Annotated in this window: 9 protein-coding genes; 4 read left to right on the top strand and 5 right to left on the bottom strand. The window is 71.4% G+C overall.

From position 1 onward, the window contains the following. Together D7Y13_RS30985 and atpH are read right to left on the bottom strand one after the other, a co-directional pair. Window positions 1-933, bottom strand: a 933-nt coding sequence (locus tag D7Y13_RS30985) for a PAS domain-containing protein (RefSeq protein WP_147452529.1), incomplete at its 3' end; no start/stop codon positions are given. 148 nt (window positions 934-1081) lie between these two features. Then, window positions 1082-1624: an ATP synthase F1 subunit delta gene (gene atpH, locus D7Y13_RS30980; RefSeq protein WP_120534654.1), complete on the bottom strand. Its 543-nt coding sequence runs from the start codon at window positions 1622-1624 to the stop codon at window positions 1082-1084. A gap of 209 nt (window positions 1625-1833) precedes the next feature. On the opposite strand from atpH, the gene D7Y13_RS30975 reads away from it, so the two are divergent. The 4 genes from D7Y13_RS30975 (at window position 1834) to D7Y13_RS30960 (ending at window position 8682) form a co-directional block, all read left to right on the top strand. After that, window positions 1834-3660 (top strand): Hsp70 family protein, encoded by a 1827-nt coding sequence (locus tag D7Y13_RS30975; RefSeq protein WP_120534655.1) that lies wholly within the window; start codon window positions 1834-1836, stop codon window positions 3658-3660. A 93-nt stretch (window positions 3661-3753) separates the two neighbouring features. Then, window positions 3754-4926, top strand: a complete 1173-nt coding sequence (locus tag D7Y13_RS30970) for a TIGR02266 family protein (protein WP_233595906.1) — start codon at window positions 3754-3756, stop codon at window positions 4924-4926. 126 nt (window positions 4927-5052) lie between these two features. Further along, a complete protein-coding gene (locus D7Y13_RS30965; RefSeq protein WP_120585553.1) occupies window positions 5053-7191 on the top strand; it encodes a beta-propeller domain-containing protein in 2139 nt (712 codons plus the stop codon). Window positions 7192-7278: 87 nt separating this feature from the next. After that, window positions 7279-8682: an MATE family efflux transporter gene (locus tag D7Y13_RS30960; RefSeq protein WP_120585552.1), complete on the top strand. Its 1404-nt coding sequence runs from the start codon at window positions 7279-7281 to the stop codon at window positions 8680-8682. 43 nt (window positions 8683-8725) lie between these two features. Here D7Y13_RS30960 and D7Y13_RS30955 read toward each other — a convergent pair whose 3' ends face one another. From D7Y13_RS30955 to D7Y13_RS30945, 3 genes are all read right to left on the bottom strand, one after another. Beyond that, on the bottom strand, window positions 8726-9439 hold the full coding sequence (locus D7Y13_RS30955; protein WP_120534658.1) for an esterase family protein: 714 nt from the start codon (window positions 9437-9439) through the stop codon (window positions 8726-8728). 62 nt (window positions 9440-9501) lie between these two features. After that, window positions 9502-10218 carry a YqiA/YcfP family alpha/beta fold hydrolase gene (locus tag D7Y13_RS30950; RefSeq protein ID WP_120534659.1) on the bottom strand — a complete coding sequence of 239 codons (717 nt, stop codon included), beginning with the start codon at window positions 10216-10218 and terminating at the stop codon, window positions 9502-9504. A gap of 20 nt (window positions 10219-10238) precedes the next feature. Further along, a partial coding sequence (locus D7Y13_RS30945) for a hypothetical protein (protein WP_120630863.1) occupies window positions 10239-10780 on the bottom strand: 542 nt, incomplete at its 5' end.

Here is a 10780-nt window from a genome sequence, read left to right as displayed (position 1 = left end):
CACCCGCCCTACCTGCTCCGTCAGGGCTTCCGGCATCTGCGCGGCGTGTTGGAGGGCGAGCACGTCGCGCTGGAGGGTCTGGAGGGGGGCCTTGAGGTCGTTGCCCACCACGCCCAGGAACTGCTCGCGGAAGTGCTCCATGCGCGCCAGGCGCTCCTCGGAGGACTTGCGGCTGCTGACGTCCCACACCGCCGCCAGCCGGACCGCGCGGCCCTGGTAGGTGGCGGGGCGGCCCATCACCTCCACGGGGATGCGCCGGCCGTCGCGGTGGACGATGGCCACCTCGTAGGGGGCCTCCACGCCGCGCTCCATGGCGTCGCGCGCGGGGGCGCGGAACTCCGGGGCCACCCAGTCGATGACGTTGCGGCCGATCAGCTCCGCCGTCTCGTAGTGTCCCAGCAGGCGCGCCAGCCCCGGGCTGATGTCCAGGAACTGCCCGCGGTCGTGGAAGAAGTACCCGTCACAGGAGATCTCCACGATGCTGCGCATGTGCTCCTCGCTCGCGCGCAGCGCCGCCTCCTCGCGCAGGCGCGCCGAGTTGTCGCGCAGGAGCAGCAGCACGCCCGCCGACGCTGGAGCCGCCGGCATCGCGCTCACCGTCAGGTGGCGCAGCGTGCCCACCTCTCCGAAGCGCCCCGACACCAATTCCTCCGCCACGCGCTCGCCCGACTGCGCCCGGCCCACGAGCGGCACCAGCGACGGCGCCAGCCCCGGCCAGGCTTCCAGCAGGAGCCGCCCCACGGAGAGCGCCGCCGGCCGGCCGCACAGCGACGCCAGCAGGTCGTTCATCCAGAGGAGGCGGGAGTCCGCGCCCACCAGCGCCACCCCCCAACCCGGCGCGTTCAGCAACGCACTCAGGAAGGGCCAGGACTCCTCGGGAACCCCTGAGGACGGAAGGGCTCCGGGAAGCCGGTGGAACACGGGCTGCGGCATGGGCGGGTCGTCTCGGAAAACGCGGGCTTGTCCGCGTTGACGAGAAGTATACCCATTCCCCGTGCCAGCGGGAAATACGGGTTTGACTAGGACTACGGGGCAATACGGCCAACCTGGGACGTTGGCCGTCTGGGTGCTGGAAGGCGGGCTACTTCAGCTCGCGGCGCATCTGCTCCAACTGGGAGCGCAGGGTGCCGTCGTAGAGGGTGCCACCCACCTGGGCGGACACGCCGCCGAGCAGGGCCGGGTCCACGCGGGTCTCCAGCACGACGTTGCGCTGGGTGAGCTGCTGGAGCGACTGCTGGAGTTGGGTGACGGCGTCGGCGGACAGGGGCACGGCGCTGGTGACCTGACCCCGGACGCGGCCCGCGCGGGCATCCGCCATGTCGCGGTAGAGCCGCGCGATGTCGGGCAGGTAGCCCAGGCGGTTCCTGTCCACCAGCAGCCGCAGCGCGTTGGCGAGCGCGGGATCCGCGGGGGAGGGCAGCGCCTTGAGCACGGCCTCCACCACGTTGCTGCGCTGGACGCGGCTGTAGGCGGGGTTGAGCAGCACATCCGACAGTTCGGGGCTGTGCCCGACCACGTCGGCGAAGGCGTTGAGCTGCTCCGCGACCAGGTCGGTGCGGTTGCCTTCCGCGGCGACGTCGAGGATGGCGCGGGCGTAGCGGCGGGCGATGGAGACGTTCACCATGACGCTGGCGCCCTTAGCATGGGGCGTCCCCCACGGCAATCCTGCCGACTTCCCGGGTCCCGGGTGGCCGGAAGCGGGCCTTGTGGGTCTGTTTCAGTGAACGCGGGCGTGGCCTCCAAGGGCGGGCCAGCGCTCGCAAGGTGACGCCCAGGTAGCAAGAGGGCTTGGCGGAATGGGGGGCGGGCCCGTAGCGTGGGCCTCCTCGCCCCATGCAAGAACCCGTCATCGGCATCGACCTGGGCACCACCAACAGCGTCGTCGCGACCGTGGAAGACGGACGTCCGCGGCTCATCCCCTCGCGTGCGGGAGGTCGCCTCACGCCCTCCGTGGTGGGCCTCACCCGCGCGGGCGACCGCGTGGTGGGGCAACCCGCCCAGGCACTGGCGGAGGAACAACCCGACGCGGTGGTGTGGGCCACCAAGCGCTTCCTGGGCCGCCGCTACACGCCGGAATTGGTCCAGCAGGCGAAGTCGATGGTGCCCTACCCCCTGGTGGCCGGCCCCTCCGGCGACGTGCGCGTGAAGCTGGCGGGCCGGGTGCTGCCCACCACGCAGGTGTCCGCCTTCATCCTGGGGGAGCTGCGGCTGGATGCGCAGGCCCACTTCGGGCGCGACGTGCGCAAGTGCGTCATCACCGTTCCGGCCAACTTCGACGACAACCAGCGCCAGGCCACGCGCGAGGCGGCGAGCATCGCGGGGCTGGAGGTGGTGCGCCTGGTCAACGAGCCCACCGCCGCGGCGCTGGCGTACGGCCTGTCGCGCGGCTTCGAGGGCAGCGCGCTGGTGTTCGACCTGGGCGGCGGCACCTTCGACGTGTCCATCCTGGACGTGAAGGCGGGCGTCTTCGAGGTGAAGGCCACCGGCGGCGACCACGCGCTCGGGGGCGAGGACTTCGACCAGCGCATCGTCCAGTGGCTCCTGGCGCAGGTGGAGGACGCCTTCCAGGACGCGGTGTCCAAGGACGCGCAGTCGCTGCGCCGGCTGAAGGTCGCGGCGGAGGCGGCCAAGCGCGAGCTCACCGAAAGGGACGAGGCCAGCATCACCGTCTCCGGCCTGGGCGACCACACCGCGGGCGTGAAGCGCTTCACCGAAATCAACACCGCGCTCACGCGCAGCTTCTTTGAAACCCTCTCCGAGCCCCTGTCGCGCCGGTGCCTGGAGGTCTGCAAGAGCGTGATGGCCGAGGCGAAGATGGATCCGCGCTCGGTGGACGTGGTGCTGCTGGTGGGCGGCATGACGCGCGTGCCGATGGTGCGCCGGCTGGTGGCGGACTTCTTCGGCCGCGCGCCCTCCACGGACGTGCACCCGGACGAAGCGGTGGCGCTGGGCGCCGCGGTGCAGGCGGATGAGCTCTTGCGGCAGTCCGGGCAGGCGCTGCTCCTGGACGTGGCCAGCCAGAGCCTGGGCGTGGGCGTGATGGGCGGGCGCGTGAAGCGCCTCATCCCCCGCAACACGGGCGTGCCGGTGGTGGCGCGCGACATCTTCTTCCCGGGCACCTCCGGCCAGGCCGAGGCGCGCATCCCCGTGTACCAGGGGGAGAGCGAGTTCCAGGACGAGAACCACAAGCTGGGCGAGGTGGTCCTCAAGAACCTGCACGTCGCCGCGCGCGGGGAGACGCCCCTGGAGGTCGTCTTTGAATTGTCCGGCGAAGGCACGCTGTCGGTGAAGGCCACCGACCTCACCTCCGGCAACATGGAGGTCGTGCGTCTGGAGGCCCGCGCCAGCCTGCCGCAGGGCGAGGCGGAGAAGCTGGGCCAGGAGCAGATGAACTACGCCCAGGCCCAGGGCGTGGTGGACGCGCGCAAGGCGGAGGAGACCTTCCGCAAGCTGCTGGAGCGCGGGGAGAAGCTGGCGCGCCTGCTCCAGAAGAGCGCCAAGGAGAACCCCAGCCCGGAGGCGGAGACCGCCGTGGGCACCGTCCAGCAGCTGCTGGTGGGCGGCAAGGACGCGCTGGCGGCCGGGGACGCGGCCCAGTGCGCCCAGATTGCTCGCCAGCTCACCAAGCTTCTGTCCGGTCGCGCGGAACCCCGAAGCTGATGTCCCGCGCCACGCGGAAAAGGCGTCCACCAGCGCACGTTGACGCGCGGGGTGCATGGTGACTTTCCCGGAGTCCGCTTATCTCCGGGAGTCATGATGAACCCCGGAATTTCTCCGCGCCCGAGAGACCTGGTCTTCGTGGTGGACGACTCGCGGACGGCGCGGGATGTGATTCGGCTGCACCTGTCGCGCATGGGCTGCGACGTGGTGGGGCTGGAGGGGGCGGACGCGTGCCTCGCGGAGCTGCAGCAGCGGGTGCCCGCGCTCATCCTGATGGACCTGCACCTGGAGAAGCTCCAGGGGGACGAGGCGTGCCGCGCGGTGAAGGCGCACGCGGCTGGCCGCGCCGTGCCGGTGGTGATGTTCACCGCGGCGGACGAGCCCCACGAGGTGATGCACTGCGGGCGCGCGGGCGCGGATGACTTCCTGCCCAAGCCGGTGTGCCAGGAGGCCCTGGCGGCGAAGGTGGCCGCGGTGAGGGCGTCCCGGGAGCGCGTCTGGACGGGCCCACCGCGCGGGCGCGGCGTGCTGCTGGTGGAGGGCGGCCGCTTCCTGCACACCTTCCTGGGCGGGGCGCTGGAGCACGAGGGGCTGCACGTGCTCTACGCGAAGGACCTGGACGACGCGGGCGCGCAGGCGGCGGCCCACGGCGACCGGCTGGACGGCTTCGTGGTGGACGTCTCCCGGCTGCCGCGCGAGGCGCTGGCCCTGGCCACGCGCCTCAAGGAGCTGTACCCGCGCAAGCCGCTGGTGCTGCTGTCGCGGGTGGAGGAGGCGCCGGACGTGCTGGCCCGCGCGCTGGAGCTGTGCGGCGCGCCGCTCCTGGAGAAGCGGCACCTGGGCGCGGATGAACTCCTGGGGCGGGTGATGGCGCGCCTGTCGCCGGGCACCGTGCCGCTGAGGGCCGCGGAGCGCGTGCCCTTCTTCACGGTGGTGGAGTTCAACACCACGGGCGGGCCCACGCTCAGCGGCTTCAGCCACGACGCCAGCCCCCAGGGGCTCTTCGTGCGCACGCTCACGCCCGCGCGCGAGGGCGCCCGGCTGTCCCTGCGGCTGGTGATGGCCGGCCAGCGCACCCCGTGTGAGGCGCAGGCGGTGGTGGCGTGGTCCAACCCGCCCGGCCCGGGCAGCGCCTTCCGTTCGCAGACGGGCATGGGCCTCAAGCTGGAGGGCATGGACGCGCAGCTTCAGCAGCGCTTCGTGCGCTTCGTGCCCCAGACCCTCGGTTTTCCCACCGCGGGCCCCGCGCGCGCCTCAGGTTTCTGAGAGCGGCGCGGGCCCGGCCCGGCCCCGCAAACCCTCGCAATCGCAGGTTCGCGCCAGGGATTCCGCCCTGGCACGGGCGTGGCAATGCACCACGCCCCGCGAAGCTTTCGAGGGAGGGACCCAGGCATGCATTGGACGCGTTTCGGAGGAGTGGGACTCACGCTGCTGGCGGTGGGCTGTAGCGGCGACAAGGCGCCCTCGGTGGGCAATGAGCCCGTGCAGCAGTCGCTGCGGCTGGAGGAGTTCGCCGCCTGCTCGGACCTGGAGCAGTACATCGAGGACACCGCGTCCAAGCAGATGCGCGCGGGCCTTGAACAGCAGAAACCTGGCTTCTGGGAGAGGTTCGGTCGCAACCGGGGCATCGACCTGGACGGCGCTCCTCCCATGGCTGAAGGGGACGCCTCGTCGGGCGGTGGCAGCCCGCAGGGCCCGAAGGACTCCACCGGCACCAACAACCAGGTGGAGGGCGTACACGAGTCGGACTTCGTGCAGAACGACGGCACGCGCATCTTCGTGTTGTCGGGCAACCGCCTCTACGCGCACCGCTCGTGGCCCGCGGAGCAGCTGACGCTGGCCAGCTCGCTGGAAGTGGAGGGTTGGCCCCGGGAGATGCTGCTGGATGAGCACCAGCGGCTGGTCATCGTCTCGCAGGTGCGCCTGGGCCTGCCGGGCAAGCCGTCCGTCGGGGGCTATTTCGGGGGCATCGGCATGCCGGAGCCGATGATGATCTCCGACTGCGCCGGCTTCGGCTTCAGCTGTGGCTACTACGGTGGCGACAGCACCAAGGTCACGACGGTGGACGTGTCGGACGTGGCGAACCCCACGGTGGTGGATCAGGTGTACCTGCCGGGCGTTTTCACGCAGGCGCGCCGCGTGGACAGCTCCGTGCGCCTCGTGCTGTCGGATGCGTTCCGCTGGCCGGAGGGCGTGAAGTTCTGGGTGAACTACACGGACGAACTCGCCAAGGACGAGGACAAGCTGGAGAAGGCCATCGACGAGCGGATCGCGCTCAACGAGCAGCTCATCCGCGCGAACACGCTGGACCAGTGGCTGCCCGCGGGCAAGCACGTGGACGCGGCGGGCGTGACGACGGCGCTGCCGGTGACGTGCAGTGACTTCTACCGGAGCAACGCGCCGTCCGCGCCGGGCTTCGTGACGGTGGCCTCGTTGAACCTGGACGCGCAGTCGGCGGCGCCGGGGCGCACCAGCCTGGTGGCGGAGCCGGGCACGGTGTACGCGTCGAAGGACTCGCTCTACCTGGCGCACTCGCACTACTGGTGGTGGCCGGAGCCGGGGCAGAAGGACTTCACCTACGTGCACAAGTTCGACACCCGTCAGCCGGGCCGCGCGGTGTACGCGGGCTCCGGCACGGTGGAGGGCGTGCCCGTCAACCAGTTCGCCCTGGATGAATACGACGGCGTGCTGCGGCTGGCCACCACGGTGACCACGCGCCTGCCCGAGGCGGAGCACGAGGACTGGTGGTGGGGCCGCACGACGACGGCCAGCCGCGTGACGACGATGGGCGTGAAGAACGGCCAGCTCAAGGAGCTGGGCCGCAGCGCGGACCTGGCCGAAGGGGAGCGCATCTACAGCGCGCGCTTCGTGGGCCCGCGGGGCTACATCGTCACGTTCCTCCAGGTGGATCCGCTCTTCACCTTCGACCTGAGCGACCCGGCGAACCCGCACAAGGTGGGCGAGCTGAAGGTGCCCGGCTTCTCCACGTACCTGCACCCGGTGGGCGACCACCACCTGCTGACGATGGGCGTGCACACCGACGCGAACGGCGGCTGCTGCGGGGAGCGTTCGCTGAAGCTGTCGCTCTTCGACGTCAGCGACCTGGCGAACCCGAAGGAGGCCTTCACGCAACTGGTCGGCACCGCCTACGGCTGGAGCGAGGCCCTCTATGAGCACAAGGCCTTCAACTACTTCCCGGCCAAGGGCCTGGTCGCCATCCCCTTCACGGACTACGCGCCCCGGACCTACAGCGGGGATGCCTACTGGAACGGCTTCCGCACGGAGCTGCGCGTGTTCCGCGTGGACCTGGAGGCGGGCATCTCCCCGGTGGGCGCGGTGAGCATGACGGACATGTTCCAGCGGGTGCAGACGCCGGACTGGACCTGGTACTACACGCCGGACGTGCGCCGCAGCGTGATGGCGGACGACTACGTGTATGCCATCAGCGACGCGGGCGTGCGCGTGTCCAAGGTGAACAGCCTCCAGACGCCGCTGGTCACGACGCGCTTCCCCAAGCTCGTCAACCCCTGACGTAAGGGGGGGCGGTCAGGCGGGGAGGGGAGGCGCGTCCGTCGCTCGGGCAGCGCAATCCCCTCCCGAAGAGGCTATAGGCCCGCCATGCCGCCCGATGCCCCCGAGCCGTCCGTGTCGTCGTCCCCCTCGGTCAGGAACCGGGGGGAGTTGCGCGCCCTGCTCGGGCTGGCGCTGCCCCTGTGCATCGCGCAGGCGGGCCAGTCGCTCATGGGGCTCGTGGACACGCTCATCGTCGGCCGGGCCGGCACGTCCGCGCTGGCGGCGGTGGGCCTGAGCCACAGCCTGTTCTTCGCCGTCAGCAGCTTCGGCATGGGGCTGATGATGGGCGTGGATCCGCTGGTGTCGCAGGCCATTGGTGCCCGCAACCCGCTGCGCGCCCGCGGTGTACTGTGGCAAGGCATCTGGCTGTCCGCGTTCGTGGGGCTGGTGCTGTGGGCGGTGCTCATCACCGTGCCGTCGGGACTGCCGTGGGTGGGCGTGGCCGAGGAGCAGATCGTCCAGGTGCGCGCCTTCCTGCACTTCCGCGCGCCCAGCCTGCCGCTGATGCTCATCTTCCTCACGGTGCGCGCGTACCTGCAGGCCATCGGGAATCCCCGGCCGCTGGTGGTGTCCACCGTGGTGGCCAACATCCTGAACCTCCTGATGGTGCCGCTGTTCGTCTTCGGCGGCGCGTCACTGCCCGCGTGGGCGGGGCCCCTGACGCACGTGCCCGCGATGGGCGCGGCGGGCGCGGCGCTGTCCACGCTCTTGTGCACGGCGCTGGAGGTGCTCATCGTGGCGCGGGCGGTGGCTGGGATTCCCGTGCCGGGCACGCCGTCCCTGAAGCCGGCGCTCGCGGACCAGCTGCGCGCGTTCCGGGTGGGCCTGCCCATTGGTCTGCACATCGCGGCGGAGGTGGGCGTCTTCGCGCTGGCGGGCGTGCTGGCGGCGCGGCTGGGCCCGGCGAGCGTGGGCGCGCATCAGATCGCCATCTCCTTCGCGAGCCTCACCTTCACCATGGCGCTGGGCATCGGCAACGCGGGCAGTGTGCGGGTGGGCTGGGCGGTGGGCGCGCACGACACGCCGCAGGCCCGGCGAAGCGGCCTCATGGCCTTCGCCACCGGCGCGGTGGTGATGTCGCTGAGCGGGCTGGGGTTCGCGCTCTTCCCGGAGGGACTGGCGAGGCTGGCGGGCGCGCCGCCGGAGGTGCTGCCGCTCCTGCTGCCGCTCTTGATGGTGAGCGCCATCTTCCAGGTGTTCGACGGCGTGCAGGGCGTGGGCGCGGGCGTGCTCCGGGGCGCGGGCCACACGCGCTTCACCTTCCTGGCGAACATCGTGGGCCACTACGCGGTGGGCCTGCCCCTGACGCTGCTGCTCAGCTTCGGCCTGGGCATGGGCGTGCTGGGCATCTGGTGGGGCCTGTGCGCGGGCCTCATCTTCGTGGCCCTGGCCGTGCTGTGGCGCTTCTGGCGCGTGAGCGCGGGCACGCTGCGGCCCCTGGAGAACTGAGGCGTCCAAGAGTCGCGGGGGCCGCTTCGCGGGCGGCGGTGCTTCAGGCCGGCAGGTACTGGCGGATCATCTGCCGCCACACGGGCCAGTCGTGGGTGCCGCCGCTCCAGATGGACAGGTCGTTGCGGATGTCCTTCTGCCAGAGCAGCTTGGACAGGTGCTCGTTGGAGGGGCGGCAGAAGTCGTGCTCACCCACGGCCAGGGTCATCTCCACGCGGCGCAGGGCGTTCAGGCGCGCGGTGTCATGCAGGCCGGGCAGCCACTGGGGCGCGGTGTGGAAGTACACCTGTTCGTCGTGGTGGCCGTCCAGGAAGTCCTCCGTCTCGAACTTGCCGCCCATGGAGATGAGGCGCTGGAAGACGTGCGGGTGGCGCAGGCCCACGTTGTACGTGTGGAAGCCGCCCAGGCTGCACCCGGCCAGCGTGAGCCGCCCTCCGGAGGCGCGCCCGCGCACCAGCGGCACCACTTCGCTGACGACGTAGTCCTCCCACTGGGCATGGCGGGCCACGCGCACGGCGGGGGCGACGTCCTTGTTGTACCAGGACTCCTCATCCACCGAGTCCACGCACACCACGACGTAGCGGCCCGCGGAGATGCCGTCCGCGATGGCGCCGATGAGGCCGAAGTCCTCGGCCTGGTAGAAGCGGCCCTTGCTGGTGGGGACCAGGATGATGGGCTCGCCCGAGTGCCCGTACAGCAGCACGTCCATGTCCCGGTTCAGCCGCTGGCTGTACCAACGGTGGTATTCGCGGTTCATGGCCGCCACCTTAACCGGCGCGTCCGGAACGCAAGCGCGCCAGGGGCGCCAGCGCTCGCCGGTCAGTCGGCAGTGAACACCTGCCGGGTGTCCTCCCCACCCCGCCACGGCGCGAGAAAGGCGTCCGCCTCCCGGGCGATGGCCTCCAGCGAAGCGGTCAGCTCGTGGCCGTCGTCCACCTCCACCAGCCGGACGTGGCGCTTGCCCCGGGCCCACTCGCGCGAGTAGCGCACGTCGCAGGTGTCATCCCGGCGACCGTGGACGATGAGCGTGGGCACGCGCACGTCGGGCCAGACGCCCCGTTCGGCATCCATCGCCTGGGCCTCCTCCACGATGCCGTGGTGCACGCGCGTGCGGCGCTTCTCCGCGTGGTCATCCGTTTCGAGGAAGCCCTCGCGCTGCCACCGGGCCCAGCCCTCCTGGCCCATGCGGCGCTGGAGCTGCTCCACGAAGTGGAACGCGGGCGCGAGCAGCACCAGGGCCCCCACGCGGGGCTCCTTCTCCGCGGTGCGCGCGGCGACGAGTCCGCCCAGGCTGGAGCCGATGAGCACGGCTCTCTCGTGCGGCGCTCCCAGCGCGTCGCGCACGGTGTCGAGCATGGCGTGGAGGCTCAAGCGCTCCATGGACGGCACGCGCAGGTTGAGGCGCTCCAGGGGGATGCCCTGCTTCGCCCAGTGCGCGTCCAGCCACACGCCCTTGGTGGAGGCGGGGCCGGAGGCGAAGCCGTGCAGGTACAGCCAGCGGGGACCTGACGTGGGGACGGGGGGCGGCGCGTTCATGGGCGCGCACTGTAACCGCATCAAAAGCGCAGCACGGGTCCGGCGGTGATGCTCTGGAGGGGTTTGGCGCAGGTGCTGGTGTCCGCGTCCTTGGTGAACTTCAGGTCGCAGAACTGGAGGGCGGTGGCGATGGACAGGCCCCAGTGGTCGCCGAACCAGCCGTCCAGGCCCACGCGGAAGGCCATGCTGGTGACGTCGAAGTCCTCGCGGCGCAGCTCGCCCAGGCTGTTGGGGGTGAAGGGCTTCGCCCAGCTCTTCGCCAGCCGCGCGCCCAGCCACGGCGTCACCGGCTTGTCGCCGAGGAAGCGCAGGCGGGCCTCGATGCCCACGGCGGTGTAGTCCAACTGCACGCGGCTCATCTGCGACGGGTCCCGGGCCTGCGCGAACTGCTGGCCCCAGGTCTGGGTCGTTTCGAAGACCGCGCCCAGGGACAGGCCGGGCGGCGTCTCGATGCCCAGCCACGCCTGCAGCGTGGGGCCCTTGGCGCGCCAGTCGCTGAAGTGGTCCAGGGTGACGCCCGCGCCCAGGGAGGCGTAGCCGTGCCACCCCTCCGCTCCTGCTG

This window comes from Corallococcus praedator (assembly GCF_003612125.1).
Taxonomy (GTDB): Bacteria; Myxococcota; Myxococcia; order Myxococcales; family Myxococcaceae; genus Corallococcus; species Corallococcus praedator.
This window is presented reverse-complemented; position numbering and strand designations above follow the sequence as displayed.